The 24,724-nt window shown below is 72.8% G+C and carries 3 protein-coding genes; all 3 read left to right on the top strand.

All coding sequences use genetic code 11. From position 1 onward, the window contains the following. Positions 1-373: 373 nt before the first annotated feature. Genes ABZY45_RS28070 through ABZY45_RS28080 form a run of 3 tightly spaced genes read left to right on the top strand, consistent with a single transcriptional unit; the run spans position 374 to position 24,713 of the window. On the top strand, positions 374-8,065 hold the full coding sequence (locus tag ABZY45_RS28070; protein ID WP_356744231.1) for an amino acid adenylation domain-containing protein: 7,692 nt from the start codon (positions 374-376) through the stop codon (positions 8,063-8,065). After that, on the top strand, positions 8,062-15,840 hold the full coding sequence (locus tag ABZY45_RS28075) for an amino acid adenylation domain-containing protein (protein ID WP_356744233.1): 7,779 nt from the start codon (positions 8,062-8,064) through the stop codon (positions 15,838-15,840). Before ABZY45_RS28070 ends, ABZY45_RS28075 begins: the two co-directional genes overlap by 4 nt. Then, entirely contained in the window at positions 15,837-24,713 is an 8,877-nt protein-coding gene (locus ABZY45_RS28080) for an amino acid adenylation domain-containing protein (protein ID WP_356744235.1), read from the top strand. Before ABZY45_RS28075 ends, ABZY45_RS28080 begins: the two co-directional genes overlap by 4 nt. Positions 24,714-24,724 lie beyond the last annotated feature (11 nt).

Below are 24,724 nucleotides of genomic sequence, written 5' to 3' on the forward strand. Positions count from 1 at the left end.
TTTGTCGTGGTCATGAGCCTGCTCGGGCCGATGCTACGGACGGAATTCCGGTCCGCCGGAGTCACTGCCGTTTGCTGCAGGAAGTCGGATCCGGGGAAGCCGAATGCTTTTGCGCCGAGGGTGAGAAGAGCCCTTTCCGGAAATTGCACCGACGTGCCGCAGGGCTTGTCCGGACGTGTATTCGTTTACCGAACGTCGATGGACCGCAGCCGACGGAAAACCGGCTCCACGGGCGGACGGCACGACTGTGCCCGCCCACCGGCGGCCGCTGAGCCGGCCCGCATCGGTGCCGGCCGTCCGGAGCCCGTGTCTGCCGTCCCTTTGCTCACCGACCGGTTCCCGGATCGGCCAGGCCCGAAGAAACAGAGGACAGATGTCTGACTCGTCAGCCACGGTTCTGCCGCTGACCGCCGGCCAGGCCGGAATCTGGTACGCGCAGAGCCTCAGCGGTCCGAACGCGACGTTCAACGCGGCCCTGTACCTGGAGATAGCCGGTGCGGTAGAGCCGCTGCTGTTCACCACGGCGATGCGGCAGATCGTGACCGAGACGGAGGCCCTGCGCGCCCGGTTCACCGAGGAGGGAGCCGCCCCCGTCCAGGTGATCCAGCCGGTCACCGACTGGTCGGCGGAGCCCGTGGAGGTCCTCGACCTGACGGCGGAGGAGCGGCCGGCCGAGGCGGCCGACCGCTGGATGTGGGCCGACGCGCGCACGCCGGTCGACGTGCTCGACGGCGCCCTGTACCGCTTCGCGCTCATCAAGGTCGCCGACGACCGCTTCTTCTTCTACTACCGCTACCACCACCTCGTGATGGACAGCTTCGGGGCGAGCCTCGTCGCCTCCCGCACCGCCGACGTCTACACCGGTCTCGTGACGGGCGAGGACACCTCCGGCGGCGCGTTCCCCCCGCTGCGCGAGCTGATCGACGACGAGACCGCCTACCAGGAGTCCGCCGCCTTCGCCGCCGACCGGGACTTCTGGACCGCGCAGTTCGAGGACCGGCCGCACGCCGTGAGCCTCGGCGACCGCCCGACGGCCCTGCCCACCGACCTCGTACGCGAGACACGCCAGGTCCCGGCGGAGACCGGCACCCGGATCCGCGACGCCGCCCGCGGCGCCCGGGTCGGGTGGCCGGCCGCGGTGCTGGCCGCCCTCGCCGCGTACACGAGCCGCATCTCCGGCAGCGGTGACGTCGTCGTCGCCCTGTCGGTCGCCGCGCGTACGACAGGGGCGGGGCGGGCCGTGCCCGGCATGGTGTCGAACGTGGTCGGCGTGCGGATGACGGTGCGCCCGGACATGACGGCGCAGGAGCTCGTACGCCACGCCCATCAGCGCATGCGCGCCGTCTCCCGGCACAAGCGCTACCGCTACGAGGACCTCCGGCGCGACCTCAAGCTGCTCGGCTCCGACGGCCGGCTGCTCGGGCCGAGACTCAACCTGCATGTCGTCGCCCCCGCCCTGCACTTCGCGGGGCTGCCCGCGAGCCTGCACCCGCTGGTGGCCGGGCACGACGACGACTTCTCCCTGATCGTCGTCGGCCGCCAGGACGGCGGCTTCCAGTTCGACGTCTCGGCCAACCCGGACGTGTACGGCGTCGACGCGGTGCGGCAGCACCACCGGCTGATCACCCGGCTGCTCACCGAACTCACCGAGCACCCCGACCGTCCGATCGGCGCCCTGGACGTCGTCGACCCCGGGACACTGGCCAGGCTCGTCGGCGACTGGGGCGGCGCCGCCCGGACCCCGGCACCGGTGGAGTCCGTGTCCCTGCCCGAGCGGTTCGCCGCCGCGGCGGCGGCCCACCCCGGCAACCGCGCCGTCGTGTACCCCGGAGCGTCGGGCACCACGGCCCTCACCTACCGGGAACTGGACGAGCGCTCCAACCAGTTGGCGCGGCTGCTCATCAGCCGGGGCGTCAGGCGCGGGCAGCTCGTCGCGCTGGCGATGCCCCGGTCGGTGGAGATGGCCGTGGCGCTGCTGGCCACCCTGAAGGCCGGGGCGGCGTACCTGCCGATCGACCCCGAGTACCCCGCCGACCGGGTGGCCTACATGCTCGGCGACGCCGAGCCCGCCGTGGTCGTCACCGCACAGCGCGACGCCTTCACCCAGCTCGCGGTCCGGACTCCGGAGATCGTGCTGGACCACGTGACGACGGTGGCCGAGCTGGCCGGGCTGCCGAGCGACCCGATCCTGGACGCCGAGCGCGGCGGGCCGGTCCTGCCCGACCAGGCGGCGTACGTCATCTACACCTCCGGGTCCACCGGTCGGCCCAAGGGCGTCGTCGTCGCCCACCGGAACGTGATCCGGCTCTTCGACTCGACCGCGCGCTGGTCCGGTTTCGGGCCCGACGACGTGTGGGCGCTGTTCCACTCGTACGCCTTCGACTTCTCCGTCTGGGAGATCTGGGGCGCCCTGCTGCACGGCGGGACGCTCGTGGTGGTGCCGTTCGCGGTCAGCCGGGCGCCGGAGGAGTTCCTGCGCCTGCTCGTTCGGGAGCGGGTCACCGTCCTCAACCAGACGCCGTCGGCCTTCTACCAGCTGATACAGGCCGACCGGGACAACCCGGACACCGGGCGGGCGCTCGCCCTGCGGTACGTCGTCTTCGGCGGGGCGGCGCTCGACTTCGGGCGGCTCGCCGAGTGGTACGAGCGGCACCCGGAGGACTCGCCGCGGCTCGTGAACATGTACGGCATCACCGAGACCACGGTGCACACCACCGAGCGGATGCTCGACGCGTCCTGCGTCACGTCCGGCAGCAGCATGATCGGCCTCGGCATCAGCGATCTGCGGGTCTACCTCCTCGACACGGCGCTGCGCCCCGTTCCGCCCGGTGCGACCGGTGAGCTGTACGTCGCCGGGCCCGCCGTCGCCGACGGCTACCTGGGGCGGCCGGACCTGAGCAGTACCCGGTTCGTCGCGGACCCGTTCGGCCCGGCGGGGGAGCGCATGTACCGCTCGGGGGACCTGGCCCGGTGGGCCCCGGACGGCAGCGCCGACCTGGAGTACCTGGGGCGGGCGGACCAGCAGGTCAAGATCCGCGGCTTCCGCGTCGAGCTGGGCGAGATCGAGGCGGCCGTGCTGCTGCACCCCGACGTCCGGCAGACGGCCGTCGTCGTGCGCGAGGACACCCCGGACGACATGCGGCTGGTGGCCTACGTCGTCGGCGGCCAGGGTCCCGGTGGCCGGGTCGAGCTGGAGCCGGCAGCGCTGCGCAAGCACGCCGCCGCCACCCTGCCCGAGCACATGGTGCCCACCGCGTTCGTCCAGCTGGACGTGCTGCCCCTGACGGGGAACGGGAAGCTCGACACCCGGGCGCTGCCCGCCCCGGACATGACGGGCACCGCCGGCGGCCGGGCGCCCCGCACACCCGAGGAGGAGATCTTCTGCGGGGTCTTCGCCGAGATCCTCGGTCTGCCCTCGGTCTCCCTGGACGACAACTTCTTCGACCTGGGCGGTCATTCGCTGCTGGCGACCAGGCTGGTCAGCCGGGTGCGCGCCGCGTTCGGCGTCGAGCTCGCCATCCGTACGGTCTTCGAGGCGCCCACCCCCGCGGCGCTCATCGCCTGGCTCGCCGGCCACGGTGACGTGCCCACGGCCCGGCGCCCGCTGACCCGGATGGAGAAGCCGGAAGAGATCCCGCTGTCCTTCGCCCAGCTCCGGCTGTGGTTCGTCGACAAGATCGACGGCGGCTCCGGGACCTACAACATCCCGCTCGTCGTACGGCTGAACGGCTCGCTGGACCGCGCGGCGCTGCAGGCGGCGATCGGCGACGTCGTCGCCCGGCACGAGAGTCTGCGCACGGTGTTCCCCGACCGCCTGGGCACCCCGCGCCAGCACATCCTGACGCCGGAGGAGGCCACCCCCGTGATGGGGGTGACCGAGATCGCCGCCGACCGGCTCGCCGAGGCGATGACCGAACGCGCCGCCGCCGGGTTCGCCCTGGCCACCGAGGCGCCCATCCGCGCGCACCTGTTCGCCGTGTCCGAGCAGGAGCACGCCCTCCTCATGCCGATGCACCACATCGCCGGTGACGGCTGGTCCCTGGTGCCGCTGACCCGCGACCTCCAGACCGCCTACACCGCGCGCTGCCACGGCAGGAGTCCCGACTGGGAGCCGCTGCCGGTGCAGTACGCCGACTACACCCTGTGGCAGCGCGAGATCCTCGGCGACGAGGGCACCCCGGGCTCCGCGATCTCCGGCCAGCTGGCCTTCTGGACGCGCTACCTGGGCGGACTGCCCGAAGAGGTCACGCTGCCCACCGACCGGCCCCGGCCGGCCGTCGCCTCCTACCGCGGCGAGACCCTCCGCTTCGACCTGCCGCCCGCGCTGCACCAGCAGCTGACCCGCTGCTCGCGCGAGCACGACGTCAGCCCCTTCATGGTGGTGCAGACGGCCCTGGCGGCGCTGCTCGGCAAGCTCGGCGCGGGCGACGACATCCCGCTCGGCATCTCGATCGCGGGACGCACCGACGAGGCCCTGGACGACCTGGTCGGCTTCCTCGTCAACACCCTCGTGATGCGCACCGACCTGTCCGGCGACCCGAGCTTCGCCGACCTGCTGGGCCGGGCGCGCGCGGACGGCCTGGCCGCCTTCGCCAACCAGGACCTTCCCTTCGAGAGGCTCGTCGAGGCCGTCAACCCGGAACGCTCGGCGGGCCGGCACCCGCTGGTCCAGATCGGCCTCGGCTTCCAGAACAACGAGACCCCGGCGCTGGACCTGCCCGGTCTCGACGCCTGGATCGAGCCTGCCGTCACCCACACCGCAAAGCTGGACCTGCTCTTCGACTTCCGCGAGGTCGAGGGCGACGGGGACACCCCGGCCCACACCACCTGCGCCGTCGAGTACGCCACCGACCTGTACGACCGGGCGACGATCGAGCTGCTCACCGTCAGGCTGACGCGTCTGCTGGACCAGGCCACCCAACGGCCGGACAGCCGCCTGAGCGAGCTGGACGTGCTGGGCGCCGAGGAGCGCCGGCGGATCCTCGTCGAGTGGAACGACACCGCGTCCCCGGTCGCCGGAGCCACGCTGGCCGAACTCTTCGCCGAGCAGGCCGCACGCACCCCCGACTCGCTCGCGGTGGTGGCGGGCGAGGCGGAGCTGAGCTACGGCGAGCTCGCCCGGCGGGTCGCCGGGCTGGCCCGCCACCTGGTCACACGCGGGATCGGCGCCGAGGACCGGGTGCTCCTGGTCATGCCGAAGTCGCTGGACCTCCTCGTGGCCCAGCTCGCCGTGGTCACCGCGGGCGGGGCGTTCGTGCCCGTCGACCCGGGATATCCGCGCGAACGGGTCGCCTTCATGGCGGAGGACTCCGGGCCCGCGCTGACCCTCACCACCTCGGCGGTCGCGGACCTCGCCCGGGAGGTGGTGCCGGACGTGCCCGTGATCGTCGTGGACGCCCCGGCCACCGCAGCCCGGATCGCGGCCCGCCCCACGGGACCGCTGTCGGACGCGGACCGGCGGGAGCCCGCCTCGGCCGATCACCCCGCGTACGTCATCTACACCTCAGGCTCGACCGGCCGCCCCAAGGGCGTCGTGGTCACCCACAGGGGAATCGGGAACCTCGCCGCGGCCCAGAGCGAGCGCTTCGCCGTCGGGCCGGACAGCCGGGTCGTCCAGTACGCGGCTCCCAGCTTCGACGCGGCGGTGTCCGAGACATGCATCGCGCTGCTCAGCGGCGCGACGCTGGTCCTCCCCGTCGGCGGCGGGCTGCTGCTCGGCGAGGAACTGGCCCGGTTCCTCACCGACCGGCGCATCAGCCACGCGACGATCCCGCCCATCGCGCTCACCGGCCTCGACCCCGGCGCCGTACCCCCCGGCATGGTGCTGACCGTCGCCGGCGAGGCGTGCTCGGCCGAGCTGGCCGGGATCTGGTCGGCGGGCCGGCGCATGATCAACGCCTACGGCCCCACCGAGACGACGGTCTGCGCCACGATGAGCGCCCCGCTGTCCGGCGCGGTCACGCCGCCGATCGGCACCCCGATCGCCAACTCCCGCGCCTACGTGCTGGACGCGCGGCTCGTCCCCGTCCCGGTCGGCGTGTACGGCGAGCTGTACATCGCCGGGCTCAACCTGGCACGCGGCTACCTCGGCCGCCCCGGGCTCTCCTCGGAGCGTTTCGTCGCGGCGCCGTTCGGGGCCCCCGGCGAGCGCATGTACCGCACCGGCGACGTGGTGCGCAGGCGCGCGGACGGGCAGCTGGAGTTCGCCGGGCGCGCCGACGACCAGGTGAAGGTGCGCGGCTTCCGCGTGGAGCTGGGGGAGATCACCGCCGCGCTGACCGACCAGCCGCAGGTCGAGTCCGCCGCCGTCGTGGTCCGCGAGGACCGCCCGGGCGAGCGCAGGCTCGTCGGCTACGTGGTGCCCGCCGCGCAGGAGGCGGGCGCTCGTGACACCGGCCTGGAGAGCGACCAGGTCGAGAAGTGGCAGACCGTCAACGACGAGGTGTACGGAGCGTCCGCCCACCAGGGACCGCCGCTCGGCGAGAACTTCAGCGGATGGCACAGCAGTTACGACGGGACCGAGCTGCCCGAGGCGGAGATGCGGGCCTGGCGCGCGGCCACCGTCGACCGCATCCTGGAGCTGCGCCCCCGCCGGGTCCTGGAGATCGGCGTCGGCGCCGGGCTGATTATGACGCCGGTCGCGCCGCACGTGGACCTCTACTGGGGCACCGACCTCTCCGGCGAGGTGATCGACACCCTGTGCCGGCAGACGGCGCAGATCCCCGAACTCGCGCGGCGCACCTGCTTCACCGCGACACCGGCGCACCAGCTGGACGAGCTGCCCGTGGGGACGTTCGACACCGTCGTCATCAACTCGGTGGCGCAGTACTTCCCCGGCCTGGACTACCTGACGGACGTCATCGAGAAGGCGTTCGCGCTGCTCGGCGACACCGGCGCGGTCTTCCTCGGCGACGTCCGCGACCTCCGGCTGCTGCGCCCCATGCGGACGGCCGTGCACCGCACGGCCCACCCCGGGGACGGCCCCGACGCCACCCGGCACGCCGTGGACCGGGCCGTCGAGCGCGAGACCGAACTGCTGCTGGACCCGGCCCTGTTCGGGAATCTGGCCCTCGACGGTTTCGGCGGCGCGGACGTCCGCGTCAAGCGGGGCGACTACGCCAACGAGCTCAGCCGCTACCGCTACGACGTGGTCCTGCACAAGCGTCCGGCCGCGCCCGTCAGCCTCGCGGACGTGCCGGCGCTCGCCTGGGAACGGGCGGGCGGCCTCGACGGCATCGCCGCGCTGCTGCGCGACGAGCGCCCGGACGGGCTGCGCGTCACCGGCATCCCCAACGGCAGGCTCGACGCCGACCTGGCCGGGGCGGACGGCACCGGGGCGGTCCCGGCCGGCGTCGATGTCACGGCCCTGCACGGAACAGGAGAGCCCGCCGGCTACCGGGCGCTGGTCACCTGGACGGCCGGGGCGGACGACGGACGGCTCGACGCGGTCTTCGTCCCCGAGCCGGCCGAGGACGGAACGGGCGCGGCACCCGCTTACCGGGACCTGTACCTCCCGGACACGGTGCCCGCCCGCCTCGCGAACGACCCGCTCACGGCCCGCAGGAGCGGAGCGCTGCTGGCCGGGCTGCGCACGGCGCTCGCCGGGAGGCTGCCCGACCACATGGTGCCCACCGCCCTGGTGCTCCTGGACGCCCTGCCGGTCACGCTGAACGGCAAGCTCGACCACAAGGCGCTGCCCGCGCCCGACGCGGCGGCGTCCGCTTCGGACACGGCTCCCGCCACACCGCAGGAGCAGACGCTCGCCCGGCTGTTCGCCGAGGTGCTCGGGGTCCCCCGGGCCGGTGCGGACGACGACTTCTTCCGGCTGGGCGGCGACAGCATCGTCTCGGTCCAGCTCGTCAGCCGGGCCCGCGCCGAGGGCCTGGTGTTCACCCCGCAGGACGTGTTCACGCACCGCACCGTGCGCGCCATCGCCGCGACGGCCGGACCGGCACCCGCGGGAGGCGGGACCTCCGGCCCGGCGGACGCGGGCGGATGGGACATGGCACTGGTCTCGCAGGACGAACTCGACGAGTTCGAGTCGAAGTGGAGCGTTTCGGAATGACCTCGAACGAGAAGCCGTCGCTGGAAGCCGTACTCCCGCTCACCCCGCTCCAGGAGGGCCTGCTCTTCCACGCGCAGTACGACGAGCAGTCGGGCCCGGACGTCTACGTCATGCAGCTGGGACTCGACATCGACGGTCCGCTCGACGTGCCCGCGCTGCGCGCCGCCGCGCAGGCACTGCTGGCGCGGCACGGCAACCTGCGCGCCGGCTTCCGGCACGACGGCCCGCGCCCCCTGCAATTCGTGCCGAAGGAGGCCGAGCTGCCGTGGCACGAGGCCGACCTGACCACCCTCCCGGTCCAGGAGCGGGATGCCGAGCTGCGCGGCCTCACCGAGCGGGACCGCGCGACCCGCTTCGACCTGCGCCGCCCGCCGCTCCTCCGGTTCACCGTCATCCGGGTAGCCGACGCCCGGCACCGGCTGCTGGTGACCAACCACCACATCCTGCTGGACGGCTGGTCCGCCCCCGTCCTGGTGCGCGAGCTGTTCGAGCTGTACGCGGCCGGCGGGGACGCCTCGGTCCTGCCGCCGGTCACCCCGTACCGCTACCACCTGGCCTGGCTCGCCAAGCAGGACCGCGAAGCCGCGGTCCGGGCCTGGCGGAGCGCCCTGGAGGGGCTGGACGAGCCGACCCTGCTCGCGGCGATGCCCGACGACCGGTCCACGACGGTGCTGCCCAGCAAGGTCTCCGTCCCGCTCGGTCCGGAGGCCACCGCCCGGCTGACCGGGCGGGCCAGGGAGCACGGCATCACCCTCAACACGGTCGTGCAGGCCGCGTGGGGCCTGGTGCTGGCCAGGCTCACCGACCGCGGGGACGTCACCTTCGGCATGACCCTCGCCGGCCGCTCGCCGGAGATACCCGGGGTGCACACCATGGTGGGTCTCTTCCTCAACACGGTGCCCGTGCGGGTCCGCGTCCCGCGCGAGGAGACGCTGCTCGGGCTCTGCGGGCGGCTCCAGGAGGAGCAGAGCAGGCTGATGGCCCATCAGCACCTCGGCCTGGCGGAGATCCAGCGGGCCGCCGGGCACGGGGACCTGTTCGACACCCTCACCGTCCTCGAGAACTTCCCCGTCGACCCGGCTGCGCTCACCCTGCCCGGGGGTCTCTCGGTCGCCGGGCACTTCTCCACGGACGGCGCGCACTACCCGCTCGCCCTCATGGTCATCCCCGGGTCCTCGATCGAACTCCGCTTCACCTACCGCTCCGACGCCTTCGAGGAGGCCGAGGTCGAGAGCCTGGGCAGGCGTCTCACCGCCGTCCTGCGGGCCTTCGCCGCCGAACCGGACCTGTCCGCCGGAGCGGTCGACCTGCTGGACGCCGGCGAGCGCGCGGACCTGCTCGGCAGGTGGAACCCCACCCCCGTGCCGGAACCCGCGCGCACGCTGCCCGAACTGCTGGCGCTGCGGGCCGCCGAGACCCCGGAGCGGGAGGCCCTGGTCCGTGGCGACCGGTCGCTGACGTACGCGGAGACGACCCGCAGGGCGGAGGAGATCGCCGCGTGGCTGATCGACCGCGGCGTGCGCCCCGAGGAGCCGGTCGGCATCGTGATGGAGCGCTCCGTCGAGTTCGTGCTCGCCGTCCTCGGCGTGCTGCGGGCCGGAGCGGTCTACGTGCCCGTCGACCACCGCTGGCCGGAGTCCCGGCGCGCGGACGTCCTCCAGGACAGCGGTACGTCGCTGGTGCTGGAGCAGGGAGACCTGCCCGACTCCTACCCGGTCCCCCTCGGCGGCGTGCCCATGCCGCCCGGCCCGGAACGCCTCGCCTACGTCATGTACACCTCCGGCTCGACGGGCCGGCCCAAGGGCGTCGCCGTCACCCACCGGGGGATCGCGGACCTGGCCGCCGACAGCCGCTTCGCGAACGGCGCGCAGGAGCGGGTGCTGATGCACTCGGCGCACGCGTTCGACGCGTCGACGTACGAGATGTGGACCCCGCTGCTGAACGGCGGCACCCTCGTCGTCGGGCCGCCCGGCGATCTCGACATGGCCACCATCGGGCGGACCGTGGAGGAGGGCCGTGTCACCGCGGCCCTCTTCACCACCGGCCTGTTCAGGCTGATCGCCGCCGAGGCCCCGGAGATCCTCCGCCCGATGCGCGAGGTGTGGGCCGGCGGCGAGGCGGTGCCCGCGGCAGCGGTGCGCCAGGTGCTGGACGCCTGCCCGGACATCACGGTCGTGGACGCGTACGGGCCCACCGAGGTCACCGTCATCGCCGCCGCGCACCCGCTCGGCGCGGACCGGCCCGTGCCGGACCCGGTGCCCATCGGCCGGCCGTTCGACGGCAAGCAGGTCTACGTGCTCGACAGCCGGATGGACCTGTGCCCGGTGGGTGTTCCGGGTGAGTTGTACGTGTCGGGGGTGGGGCTGGCGCGTGGGTATCTGGGCCGGCCGGGTCTGACGTCGGAGCGGTTCGTGGCGCATCCGTTCGGGGTGCCGGGTTCCCGGTTGTACCGGACGGGCGATGTGGTGCGGTGGCGCGCGGACGGGGTGCTGGAGTTCGTCGGGCGCCGGGACAGCCAGGTGAAGCTGCGCGGCTTCCGCATCGAACTCGGCGAGATCGAGTCCGTCCTCGCCGGCCACGAGGCGGTCGGCCAGATCGCCGTACTGGTGCGCGAGGACCGGCCCGGCCTCCGGCAGCTCGTCTGCTACGCGGTGCCCGCCGCCGGGGCCGCGCTCGACGGGGAGGAACTGCGCGCCTGGGCCGCCGAACGGCTCCCGGAGTACATGGTCCCGCGGCCCGTCGTCGTCCTGGACGCCCTGCCGCTGACCACCAACGGCAAGCTGGACACGAAGGCGCTGCCCGTCCCCGAGTACGTCGCGGAGGAGGCACGCGGGCCCCGGACGCCGCACGAGGAACTGCTGTGCGGGCTGTTCCAGGAGGTGCTGGGGCTGTCCTCCGTGTCCGTCGACGACAACTTCTTCGAACTCGGCGGGCACTCCCTGCTCGCCACCCGGCTGGTGAGCCGGGTACGCGCGGTGCTCGGCGTGGAACTGTCGATCCGGCGTGTCTTCGAGGAGCCCACCGTCGCCCGGCTGGCCGTCCGGCTCATGGACGGCGCGTCCCCGGCCCGTACACCGCTGCGTCCCGCCGAACGCCCCGAGCGGATACCGCTGTCGTTCGCCCAGCGACGGCTGTGGTTCCTGAACCGGATGGAGGGGCCGAGCGCCACCTACAACATCCCCTTCGCCGTCCGTCTCCAGGGCGAGCTGAGCGTGCCGGCACTGACAGCGGCCCTCGGCGACGTGGTCTCCAGGCACGAGTCGCTGCGCACCGTGTTCCCGGACACCGACGGCGAACCCTGGCAGCAGATCGTGCCCGCCGCGGTGGCGGTGGTCGGCGTCGAGGTCACCGACGTGACGGAGGAGGCGCTGCCCGCCGCCCTCGACGAGGCAGGGGCCACCGGCTTCGACCTGGCGCGTGAACTCCCGCTGCGCGCGCGTCTTTTCAGGATCTCGGCGGACGAGCACGTGCTGTGTGTCGTCGTCCACCACATCGCGGGCGACGGCTGGTCGCAGGAGCCGCTCTCCCGCGACCTCGGCGAGGCGTACCGGGCCCGGCTCGCCGGTGAAGCGCCGAAGTGGCGCCCGCTGCCGGTGCAGTACGCGGACTACACGCTGTGGCAGCGGCGGCTGCTGGGCGACGAGCACGACGAGGACAGCCTCGCGGCCGGGCAGCGGGAGTACTGGGCCCGGCAGCTGGCCGGTGCCCCGCAGGAGCTCGAACTCCCCACCGACCGGCCCCGCCCGCCGGTCGCCACCCACCGGGGCGCCCAGGTGCCCCTCACGGTCGGCCCGGAGCTGGCGCAGAGCCTGCGGGTCCTCGCCGACAAGACCGACACCACGCCGTTCATGGTCTTCCAGGCCGCCCTGGCGGCGCTCCTGTCCCGCCTCGGCGCCGGCACCGACATCCCGATCGGCACCCCGGTCGCCGGCCGGACCGACTCGGCGGCCGACGACCTCGTCGGTTTCTTCGTCAACACCCTGGTGCTGCGCACCGACGTGTCCGGTGACCCGAGCTTCGTCGACCTGCTGCACCGGGCACGCGGGAGTGCCCTGGAGGCCTACGCGCACCAGGACCTGCCGTTCGAGCGGCTCGTCGACCTCGTCGGAGCGGATCGCTCCCTCTCGCACAACCCGTTGTTCCAGGTGCTGATCGCGTACCAGAACAACAGCTCGGGCGAGCTGGAGCTGCCCGGTCTGCGCGCCACCGTCCAGGACATGCTGCTGCCGGTCGCCAAGGTGGACCTGGAGCTGAGCCTCGCCGAGGACGCGGAAGGCGGCATCCGCGGAATCCTCGGCTACAGCACGGACCTGTTCGACCGGGACACCGTGGAGCGCATGGCCGGTCACCTGGTCACGCTGCTGCGTGCCGTCGCCGCCGACCCGCGTACGCCCGTGCGCCGTCTCGAGATCCTTCCCGCGACGGAGCGCGGACAGCTGCTCACCGGCTGGAACGCCAGCGACCGGGAGGTGCCCGAGGGCACCGTCCCCGCGCTGTTCGCCCGGCAGGCTGCGGCCGTACCCGACCGGCCCGCCGTGCTCGCGGGCGGTACCGAACTGGACTACGCGGCACTGGCCGACCGGGCCAACCGGCTCGCCAGGCTGCTGATCGGGCGCGGTGTCGGACCGGAGGACCGGGTCGCGCTCGTCCTGCCCAGGTCGGCCGAACTGACCGTCGCGCTGCTGGCCGTGATGACCGGGGGCGGGGCCTACGTACCGGTCGATCCGAACCACCCGGCCGACCGGATCGCGTACATGGTCCGCGACAGTGCCCCCACGCTCGTCGTCACCGTCGCCGCCCTGGCCGGCCGGCTGCCCGGCGGGTGCGGCGAGCCGCTGATCCTCGACAGCCCCGGGACCGCCGCGGCACTGGCGGACCTCTCCGGGGCCGAGGTCACGGACGCGGACCGCCGTTCACCGCTGTCGGCCGACCACCCCGCGTACGTCATCTACACCTCGGGTTCCACCGGGCGGCCCAAGGGCGTGGCCGTCACCCACCGGGGACTGGGAAGTCTCGCCGCCTGGCACGCCGAGCGGCTCGGTGTGGACCGGGAGAGCAGGGTCGGGCAGTTCGCCGCGCCCAGCTTCGACGCCTCCGCCTGGGAGACGGTCATGGCCCTCCTCAACGGTGCGGCGCTCGTGCTGACCCCGGCCGACGGTCCTGTGCTCGGCCAGGCGCTCACCGACTTCCTGTCCAGGGAGCGGATCACCCACGCCACCCTCACCCCGACGGCGCTGTCCGGCGCCGATCCGCAGGACGCCCCCGAGGGCCTCACCCTGGTGACGGCGGGCGAGGCCTGCCCCCGTGACCTCGCCGCGCGCTGGTCACCCGGCCGCCGGGTGATCAACGCCTACGGGCCGACCGAGACGACCGTCTGCGCCACGGCGAGCGACCCGGTGGACGGCACCGTCACCCCGCCCATCGGCGGACCGATCGCCAACACCAGGGTGTACGTCCTGGACGGCGCCCTCGGCCTGTGCCCGGTGGGTGTTCCGGGTGAGTTGTACGTGTCGGGGGTGGGGCTGGCGCGTGGGTATCTGGGCCGGCCGGGTCTGACGTCGGAGCGGTTCGTGGCGAATCCGTTCGGGGTGCCGGGTTCCCGGTTGTACCGGACGGGCGATGTGGTGCGGTGGCGCGCGGACGGGGTGCTGGAGTTCGTCGGGCGCCGCGACAGCCAGGTGAAGCTGCGCGGCTTCCGCATCGAACTCGGCGAGATCGAGTCCGTGCTCTCGGGCTGCCCCCAGGTGGACGGCGCCGCGGTCGTGGTGCGCGAGGACCGGCCCGGCGTCCGGCAGCTCGCCGGCTATGTGGTGCCCGCCCCGGACACGGTCCTGGACACCGCGGCCGTACGGACATGGGCGGCCGGGCGGCTGCCCGAGTACATGGTCCCGCAGGCGTACGTGGTCGTGGACGCGCTGCCGCTGACGGTGAACGGCAAACTGGACCACGCGGCGCTGCCCGCACCCGTTCCCGCTGCCGGCCCCGGCGGCGGACGGGCCCCGGCCACCGAGGCCGAGCGGGTGCTCGCCGACGCGTTCGGCACTGTGCTCGGCCTGTCCGACGTGGACGCCGACGCCAACTTCTTCGAGCTCGGCGGCGACAGCATCGTCTCCATCAAGCTCGTCGGCCAGGTACGCAAGGGCGGGCTGGTCATCACCCCCCGGGACGTCTTCGAGCACCGGACGGCCGCCGGACTCGCGGCCGTCGCGCGCGCCGTCGACGAACTGCCCCCGCAGGACCCCGACGCCGGGATCGGCGCGGTGCCCCTGACCCCGATGACGCACTGGCTGCGTGACAACGGCGGCCGTACGGAGCGGTTCCACCAGTCGGTGCTGCTCCAGGTCCCCGCCCGGATGACCCTGAAGACCCTGACCGCGGCGGTCGGGACCGTGCTCGACCACCACGACGCCCTGCGACTGCGGCTGACGGTGGACGAGGGCGGAGCCTGGTCCTACGAGGTGCGGGAACGCGGCGCGGTGGATCCCGCCGGCTGCGTGAGCCGCGTCGACATCACCGGCGCGGACGGTGCGCGGGTGCGGGCCGCCGTCGCCGATGCGGCGGAGCGCGCGGTCGCGCTGCTGTCCCCGGCGGACGGCGACATCGTGCGGGTGGTGTGGTTCGACGCGGGCCCCGACGAGCCCGGACGGCTGCTGTTCCTCGGCCATCACCTAGCCGTCGACGGGGTGTCGTGGCGGATCCTCGTACCCGATCTCGCCGAGGCGTGGCAGGCGGCCCACGAGTCCCGCGAACCCGCGCTGCAGCCCGTCGGCACCTCGTGGCGGCGCTGGGCCCAGTGGCTCACCGGCCTCGCGGCCGAGCCCGCCCGCGCGGCCCAGGTCACCTGGTGGGCCGAACAGCTCGGTGACGGGGACGTGCCGGTGACCGAGGAGACGCGCGACCCGGCCGTCGACACCATGGCCACCCAGGACGCGCTCGTACTGACCCTGCCCGAAGCCGTCACCGGGCCGCTCCTCACCGAGGTGCCGGCCGCCGTGCGGGGCGGCGTCGAGGACGTGCTCCTGACCGGCTTCGCCCTGGCCGTCGCCGACTGGCGGCGCGGGCGCGGGCTCGGCGCCGGCACCGAGGTGCTGGTGGACGTCGAGCGGCACGGCCGGCAGATCCCGCAGGGCGAGGAGCTCGACATCTCCCGTACGGTCGGCTGGTTCACCAGCCTCGCACCCGTGCGCCTCGACCTCGGGCCGGTGCCGTGGGGCAGGGTCCTCACCGACCCGGCCGCCCTGCACAAGGCCCTCACCCGGGTCCGGGAGACGCTGCGGCAGATGCCGGACGAGGGCGTCGGCTACGGCCTGCTGCGCCACCTCAACCCCCACACCCGCGACACGCTGGCCGCGCTCGCCGGCCCGCAGTTCGGCTTCAACTACCTGGGACGCACCGAAGTCGCCGCGGAGACCGGCGACACCGCGCACACGACCCCCGGCGCGGGGGACTGGACCATGTCCGCCGACGGAGAGGTCCTCCGGGAGCTCGGCGGCGACCCGGAGATGCCGGCCCCCCACGCGCTGTCCCTCAACGTCCTGGTCCAGGACGGCCCCGACGGACCGCGGCTGGTCGCCAACTGGACCTGGCCCCGCCGGCTGCTGAGCGAGGACGCCGTGCGGACGCTGGCCGAGGGATGGTTCCGCGTCCTCACCGCGCTCGCGGAGCGCGGGGGCGAGGGCGAGCCGGCCGGTCTCGCCCCGTCCGACCTGTCACTGATCGACCTCGAACTCGACGATCTCGGGGTACTGGAAGCTGAGTGGAGGAAGACCCGGTGACCCGCAAGGATCTTTTTGAGGACATCCTGCCGCTCGCACCGTTGCAGGAGGGCATGCTCTTCCACGCGACGTACGACGACGACGCCCTGGACGTCTACACCGTGCGGCTGGCCGTCGACCTCGAGGGCCCGTTCGACCTGGAGGTCTTCCGCGCCGCGGTGACGGCCCTCCTGCTCCGCAGGAACAACCTGCGGGCCGGCTTCCTGTCGGAGAACCTGAGCAAGCCGGTGCAGGTGGTGCCCCGCGCGTTCGAGACCCCCGTCCACACGCACGACCTGTCCGGCCTCGACGAGGACGCCCGGCGGACCCGGCTGGCCGAGCTGACGGCGGCCGACGAGGCCCTGCGCTTCGACCTCACCGACCCGCCGCTGCTGCGCTTCACGGTGGTGCGCCTGGCCGAGCGCGGCTGGCGGCTCATGTTCACCTGCCACCACATCCTGCTCGACGGCTGGTCCATGCCGCTGGTCCTCGGTGAGCTCTTCGCGCTGTACGAACGCGGCGGCGACGCGGCGGGCCTGCCGCCCGTGGTGCCGTTCAAGCTGTACCTCGCCTGGCTGCGGAAGCAGGACAAGCAGCAGGGGCTGGCGGCCTGGCAGGCCGCGTTCGAGGGCCTCGCCGCCCCCACCCTGGTGGCCCCGAAGGCGGACGGGACGGTCGACAGGCTGCCCCGCAGGCTCACCCTCGAACTGCCCGAGGAGCAGAGCGCCGAGCTGACGGCGCTGGCGCGCCGCCTGGGCATCACGGTCAACACCATGGTGCAGGTGGCCTGGGGTCTTCAGCTCGCCGGGCTCACCGGCGCCGGCGACATCGTGTTCGGCGCCGCCGTCTCCGGCCGTCCGCCCGAGATCGAGGGCGTCGAAAGCATCGTCGGCCTGTTCATCAACACCGTGCCCGTACGCATCAGGCTGGACGAAACCGAGAGCCTCCGGTCGCTGCTCCTGCGCGTCCAGGCCGAGCAGTCGGGGCTGCTCGACCACCACTACATCGGGCTCACCGAGATCCAGCGCGCCACCGGTCACGGCGAGCTGTTCGACAGCCTGGTCGCGTTCGAGAGCTATCCGGTGGACGCGGAGAGCCTGCGGGGCTCGCTCGGTGACCTCACGGTCACCGGCGTCGACGGGGCCGACGCCACGCACTACCCGCTGACACTCATCGCCGTGCCCGGCCGGAGGCTCCAGCTGCGCCTCGGCTACCAGGACGGCCTGTTCTCCGAGGAGTCCGTCGCCGGGATCCTCGGCAATCTGGAAACCGTCCTGCGGACCGTAGCCGGAGGCGGTACGCAGCCGGTCGCCGACGTCCTGCGGTCGGTCGCCCCGCCCCTCGGCTGGGTGGTACCCGAATCAGCCCCGCGCCCCGGTGACGGCTCGTCCCGGGGGCTCCTGGCCGCCGGCGGGGCCGGAGCCGGCGGCCGTGCGCCTCGCACCCCGCACGAGGAGATGCTGTGCGGTCTCTTCGCCGAGATCCTCGGGGTCCCGTCGGTGTCGATCGACGACAACTTCTTCGACCTCGGCGGCCACTCGCTGCTCGCGACGCGCCTGGTGAGCCGGATCAGGAGCGTCTTCGAGATCGAGCTGCCGGTGCGCGCCCTCTTCGACGCGCAGTCGGTGGTGGCTTTGGCGGAGCGGGTGGTGGGTTCGTCGGTGGGTGGGCGTGCGGCGTTGGTGCCGATGGTGCGTCCTGTGCGGGTTCCGTTGTCTTTCGCTCAGCGGCGTCTGTGGTTCTTGAATCGTATGGAGGGGCCGAGCGGGACGTACAACATTCCGTTGGGTGTGCGTTTGTCGGGTGTGCTGGATGTGGGGGCTCTGCGGGCGGCTCTGGTTGATGTGGTGGGCCGTCATGAGTCGTTGCGGACGGTGTTTCCGGATGTGGGTGGTGAGCCGTGGCAGGAGGTTGTCGCGGTGGGGGATGTGGTGGTGCCGTTCGAGGTTGTGGATGTGGCGGCGGGGGGTGTGGGTGCTGCTTTGGCGGGGGTGGCGTCCGTTGGTTTTGATCTTTCGGTTGATCTGCCGGTTCGGGTGTGGTTGTTCCGGGTGTCGGATGTTGAGCATGTGTTGTGTGTGGTGGTGCATCACATTGCGGGTGATGGGTGGTCTCAGGCGCCTTTGGCGCGGGATCTGGGTGTGGCTTATCGGGCGCGGGTGGGGGGTGTGGCGCCTGGGTGGGCTGATTTGCCGGTGCAGTATGCGGATTATGCGTTGTGGCAGCGTGAGGTGTTGGGTGATGAGGGGGATGAGGGTTCGGCTATTTCGCGTCAGTTGGGTTATTGGCGTGAGGTGTTGGAGGGGTTGCCTGATGAGTTGAGTTTGCCGGTGGATCGTGTGCGTCCGGTGGTTTCGAGTTATCGGGGCGGGACGGTTTCGGTGGGGTTGGGTGCGCGTTTGCACCGGGATCTGGTGGGGTTGGCGCGGTCTTCGCGTTCGAGTGTGTTCATGGTTCTGCAGGCTGGTGTGTCGGGTTTGCTGTCGCGGTTGGGGGGTGGTGTGGATATTCCGTTGGGTACGGCTGTGGCTGGTCGTACGGATGCGGCGTTGGATGATTTGGTGGGCTTCTTTGTCAATACGTTGGTGTTGCGGGCGGATGTGTCGGGGGATCCTGGGTTCGGTGAGTTGGTCGATCGGGTTCGGGTGACGGATCTGGCGGCTTTCGCGCATCAGGATGTGCCGTTCGAGCAGTTGGTGCATGCGTTGCAGCCGGCGCGGTCGTTGGCGCGGCATCCGTTGTTCCAGGTGATGGTCGTGTTGCAGAACAATGCGGTGGCGTCGCTGGATCTGCCGGGTCTGGTGGCGCGTCCGGTGGACGGTGAGGGTGGTGCGGCCAAGTTCGATCTGGGGTTCAACTTCGTCGAGCGCACGGGTCCCGACGGCGGCCCCGCCGGCATCGACCTCAGCGTGGAGTACAGCAGCGACCTCTTCGACGAGGAGACCGTCGAGGAACTGGGCCGGCGCCTGGTGCGCCTGCTGTCCCTGGGCGTCGCCGACCCGTCGATGCCGATCAGCCAGCTGGATCTGCTCGAGTCGCGTGAGTGGCAGCGGCTGCTGACCGGGTGGAACGACACCGCCCGGACCCTGGAGCTGCCCGCAGCGACGGACACGGAGCCCGAGCCGGAGACGATCACCGCGCTCTTCGCGGCGCAGGTGGCGCGGACCCCCGACGCGCTCGCGGTGGTGGCCCACGACGCACGGCTCAGCTACGCGGAGCTGGACGCGCGCTCCGCCCGACTGGCCGCGCTCCTGGTCGCCCGGGGCGTCCGCCGGGGTGACGTCGTCGCCGTGGCCGTCCCCCGCTCCGCGGAACTGACCGTGGCGCACCTCGCGGTGCTGCGAGCCGGGGCGGTGTGCCGGCCCCTGGAGCTGGAGCACCCGGCCGAGCGGATCCGCGCCCTGCTGGCCGACGCGTCACCCGCCGCCGTGCTCACCACCCAGGGCTGGCGGTCCGTGCTGACGAGGACGGCCCCCGGTTCGGCCGTCCTGCTCACCACCGATGGCGACGACGCCACCGCTCCCGCCTCCACGGTCCTGCCCGGACCCCTGCCGGACTCCCCGGCGTACCTGCTCCACACGGCCGGCCCGCAAGGGGAACCCCTCGGAGTGCCCGTACCGCACCGGGGCCTCGTCAACCGGCTCCTGTGGATGCAGGACACCTGCCTGCTCGACGCGGACGACCGGATCCTGCACAAGGCGCCGGCCGACCTCGGTGCCTCGGTGTGGGAACTGCTCGCGCCCCTGGTGACCGGAGCCGCCCAGGTGGTCGCGCCGCCCGGCGACCACGCCGAGATGGCGGGCCTCGCCAGGCTCGTCCGGGACGAGGCCGTGACCACGGTCCACTTCGCGCCGTCCGTCCTGGACGCGTTCCTCGCCGAGCCCGATGCCGCGCACTGCACCGGTCTGCGCCGGGTGCTGTGCGGCGGCGAGCCGCTGCCCGCCGGGCAGGCCGAGCGGTTGCGGTCGGTCCTGCCCGGGGCGGAACTCCATGTCCTGCACGGGCCGGCGGAGGCGTCCTTCGGCGCCCTCGCGCTCACCGTCGGGACCGGGCCCGGGAACGCGGCGGCGTACCCGCCCGCCGGCCGGCCCGCCTGGAACACCCGCGCCTTCGTGCTCGACGCCGGTCTCCTGCCCCTGCCCCCCGGCAGCCCCGGTGAGCTGTACCTGGGCGGGGTCCAGCTGGCCCACGGCTACCTCGGCCGTGCCGCGCACACCGCCGAGCGGTTCGTCGCCGACCCCTACGGCCCGCCCGGCGCCCGGCTGTACCGCACCGGCGACCTGGCGAGGTTCACGCGCGACGGCACGGTCGAGCTCCTGGGCCGTACGGACGCCCGGTTCACCTTCGGCGGCAGGAGCGTCGAACCCGCCGAGGCCGAGCGGGTGCTGACCGCGCACCCCGCTGTCGCTGCCGCGGCCGTGACCGTACGCCCGGGTCCCTCGGGCGAGCCCGCCCTCGTGGCGTACCACGTCCCCGCCGACGCGGCGGCTCCGGCGGACGCCGCAGCGCTGCGCGCCCACGCCGCCGCCCTGCTCCCGGGCCACGCGGTGCCCGCGCACTGGGTCGCGCTCGACGCGCTCCCGCGCACCGCGGACGGCCGGATCGACCGTGACGCCCTGCCCGAGCCGAGCCACAGCACGGCCCGCGCTCCCCGCAACGACGTCGAGCGGACGCTCTGCGACCTGTTCTGCGAGCTGCTCGGGGTCCCCTCGGTGTCGATCGACGACAGCTTCTTCGACCTCGGCGGTCACTCCCTCCTGGCGACCCGGCTGGTCAGCCGCGTCCGCGCCACCTTCGGCATCGAACTCCCCTTCCGGGACATCTTCGACGCGCAGTCGGTGGTGGCTTTGGCGGAGCGGGTGGTGGGTTCGTCGGTGGGTGGGCGTGCGGCGTTGGTGCCGATGGTGCGTCCTGTGCGGGTTCCGTTGTCTTTCGCTCAGCGGCGTCTGTGGTTCTTGAATCGTATGGAGGGGCCGAGCGGGACGTACAACATTCCGTTGGGTGTGCGTTTGTCGGGTGTGCTGGATGTGGGGGCTCTGCGGGCGGCTCTGGTTGATGTGGTGGGCCGTCATGAGTCGTTGCGGACGGTGTTTCCGGATGTGGGTGGTGAGCCGTGGCAGGAGGTTGTCGCGGTGGGGGATGTGGTGGTGCCGTTCGAGGTTGTGGATGTGGCGGCGGGGGGTGTGGGTGCTGCTTTGGCGGGGGTGGCGTCCGTTGGTTTTGATCTTTCGGTTGATCTGCCGGTTCGGGTGTGGTTGTTCCGGGTGTCGGATGTTGAGCATGTGTTGTGTGTGGTGGTGCATCACATTGCGGGTGATGGGTGGTCTCAGGCGCCTTTGGCGCGGGATCTGGGTGTGGCTTATCGGGCGCGGGTGGGGGGTGTGGCGCCTGGGTGGGCTGATTTGCCGGTGCAGTATGCGGATTATGCGTTGTGGCAGCGTGAGGTGTTGGGTGATGAGGGGGATGAGGGTTCGGCTATTTCGCGTCAGTTGGGTTATTGGCGTGAGGTGTTGGAGGGGTTGCCTGATGAGTTGAGTTTGCCGGTGGATCGTGTGCGTCCGGTGGTTTCGAGTTATCGGGGCGGGACGGTTTCGGTGGGGTTGGGTGCGCGTTTGCACCGGGATCTGGTGGGGTTGGCGCGGTCTTCGCGTTCGAGTGTGTTCATGGTTCTGCAGGCTGGTGTGTCGGGTTTGCTGTCGCGGTTGGGGGGTGGTGAGGATATTCCGTTGGGTACGGCTGTGGCTGGTCGTACGGATGCGGCGTTGGATGATTTGGTGGGCTTCTTTGTCAATACGTTGGTGTTGCGGGCGGATGTGTCGGGGGATCCTGGGTTCGGTGAGTTGGTCGATCGGGTTCGGGTGACGGATCTGGCGGCTTTCGCGCATCAGGATGTGCCGTTCGAGCAGTTGGTGCATGCGTTGCAGCCGGCGCGGTCGTTGGCGCGGCATCCGTTGTTCCAGGTGATGGTCGTGTTGCAGAACAATGCGGTGGCGTCGCTGGATCTGCCGGGTCTGGTGGCGCGTCCGGTGGACGGTGAGGGTGGTGCGGCCAAGTTCGATCTGGGGTTCAACTTCGTCGAGCGCACGGGTCCCGACGGCGGCCCCGCCGGCATCGACCTCACCCTGGACTTCAGTGCGGACCTCTTCGACGAGAGCACGGTCCGGCGTATCGCCGAGCGGCTCGTCCGGCTGCTCACGGCCGGCACCGCCGATCCCACGACGCCGATCGGCCGGCTCGACATCCTCGACGAGGGCGAGCGTGAGCTGCTGCTGACCGGGTGGAACGACACCGCCCGGACCCTGGAGCTGCCGGCCGCCACGGAATCGGGTCCCGAGCCGGAGACGATCGCGGGGCTGTTCGCGGCGCAGGTGGCGCGGACCCCGGACGCCCTCGCGCTGGTGGCCGGTGACGAGCGGCTCAGCTACGCGGAGCTGGACGGACGCTCCGCCGCACTGGCCGCGCTCCTGGTCGCGCGAGGCGTCCGCCGGGGCGATGTCGTCGCCGTGGCCGTCCCCCGCTCCGCGGAACTGACCGTCGCCCTCCTGGCGACGATCAGGGCGGGGGCGGCCTACCTGCCGATCGAGCTGGACTATCCCGCCGAACGGGTCGCCCACATGCTGGCCGACGCGGCCCCGGCCGTGGTGGTCACCACGAGCGGGGCGCTGGGTGCTCTCCCCGTGGGAGCCGCCGGGAACCTCGTCGTCCTGGACGAGCCCGGTACGCGGGAGGAGGCAGCGGCCGCGCGGGGCACCGCCGTGCTGCCGGGGCCGCTGCCGGACTCTCCGGCGTACGTCATCTACACCTCCGGCTCGACAGGCCTCCCGAAGGGGGTCGTCGTCCCGCACCGGGGCATCGTCAACCGGCTGCTGTGGATGCAGGACGCCTACCGGATCGGCCCGGACGACCGGGTCCTGCAGAAGACACCGTCCGGGTTCGACGTGTCGGTGTGGGAGTTCTTCTGGCCGCTGGTGACCGGGGCGGTCCAGGTCGTCGCGGAGCCCGGCGGGCACCGCGACCCGGCCTACCTGGCGCGCCTGATCCAGGACGCCGGCGTGACGACCACGCACTTCGTGCCGTCCATGCTGGAGGTATTCCTCGCCGAGCCCGAGGCCGCGCACTGCACCGGTCTGCGCCGGGTGCTGTGCAGCGGCGAGGCACTGCCCGCCGGGCTGCGTGAGCGGTTCCGCGCGCTGCTGCCGGCCGGTCTGCACAACCTCTACGGCCCGACCGAGGCGTCGGTGGACGTCACCGCGTGGGACTGCGCCGAGGACTCCGCCGCCGCGGTGGTCCCGGTCGGCAGGCCCGTCTGGAACACCAGGACGTACGTGCTGGACCCCGCCCTCGCACCGGCCCCCGTGGGCAGCGGCGGTGAGCTGTACCTGGGCGGGGTGCAGCTGGCGCACGGCTACCTGGGGCGTGCCGGGCTGACCGCCGAGCGGTTCGTCGCCGACCCCTACGGCCCGCCCGGCTCCCGGCTGTACCGCACCGGCGACCTGGCCAGGGTCACCGCCGACGGGGTCCTGGAGTTCCTCGGCCGTACCGACGACCAGGTGAAGATCCGCGGCCGGCGCGTCGAGCTGGGCGAGATCGAGCACGCCCTCACCCGGCACCCCGGCGTGGGCAGCGCGGTCGTCACGGCCCGCACCACGCCCTCGGGGGTCACGCTCGCCGCGTACGTCACACCCGCCGGAACGGAGGAGGCCCCGGAGGCCGCCGCGCTCCGCGACCACCTGACCGGGGTGCTCCCCGACCACATGGTGCCCGTGCACTACACGGTCATCGACGCCGTCCCGGTCACGCCCAACGGCAAGGTCGACAGGAAGGCACTGCCCGAGCCGGAGCTGCTGGAACGCGTGCCCGGCCGGGCCCCGCGCGACGCGACCGAGACGGCGCTCTGCGAGATCTTCGCCGAGCTGCTCGGCCACGGCACGGTGAGCATCGACGACAACTTCTTCGAGCTCGGCGGCCACTCGCTGCTGGCCACCCGGCTCATCAGCATGGTCCGTGACCGGCTGGGCGCCGGTATGTCGGTGGTGACGATCTTCGAGGCCCCGACGGTCGCGGCGCTGGCCGTCCGTCTCGCCGATGCGGACGGGGCGGGGCCGCTGAGCCGGCTCCTGCCGCTGCGTTCCGGCGGCACCGGGACACCCGTCTTCTGCGTCCACCCGCTCGGCGGGCTGAGCTGGCCCTACGCCGGGCTCGCCGAGCACCTCCCCGCGGACGTCGGGCTCTACGGCCTGCAAGCGGCCGGACTCGGCGACGACGAGCCACTGCCGGCGACCGTGGAGGAGATGGCCGCCGACTACGTGGCCCGCATCCGCACGGTGCAGGCCCAGGGCCCCTACCGGCTGCTCGGCTGGTCGCTCGGCGGCCGGGTCGCGCACGCCATGGCGGGGCTGCTGGAGGCGGCCGGCCAGGAGGTGGAGCTGCTCGCCCTGCTGGACGCCTACCCGCGTACGGAGCCGGAGCCGGCCGCCGCCTTCTCCGAGGAGGACTTCCTGCGGGGCATCCTGGCCGCGATCGGCATGGACGCCGACGAGCTCGGCGGACCGGTGGAGTTCGGCCGGGTGATGGCCGCGATGCACGCCTCGGGCAAGGAGCTCGCCGGGCTCACCGAGGAGCAGCTGCGCCGCCTCCAGCGGGTGATGGCCAACAGCTTCCGGGTGGAGGCGGGTTCCGTCACCGGCCGCTGCCGGGCAGGCGCGGTGATGTTCGCCGCGACCGTCGATCCGGCGGGCGAGCCCGGTGACTGGCTGCAGCACATCGAGGGCGACCTGGAGATCCACTCCGTCCCCGCCGCGCACAACGACCTGATGCGGCCGGCGCCGCTCGCCGGGATCGGGGCGGTACTGGCCAAGAAGCTGGCCGGCGCCCCCGGCGCGGACCGCGCGTGACGGCCGAACGG

Source organism: Streptomyces sp. NPDC006516, assembly GCF_040611875.1.
Lineage (GTDB): Bacteria > Actinomycetota > Actinomycetes > Streptomycetales > Streptomycetaceae > Streptomyces.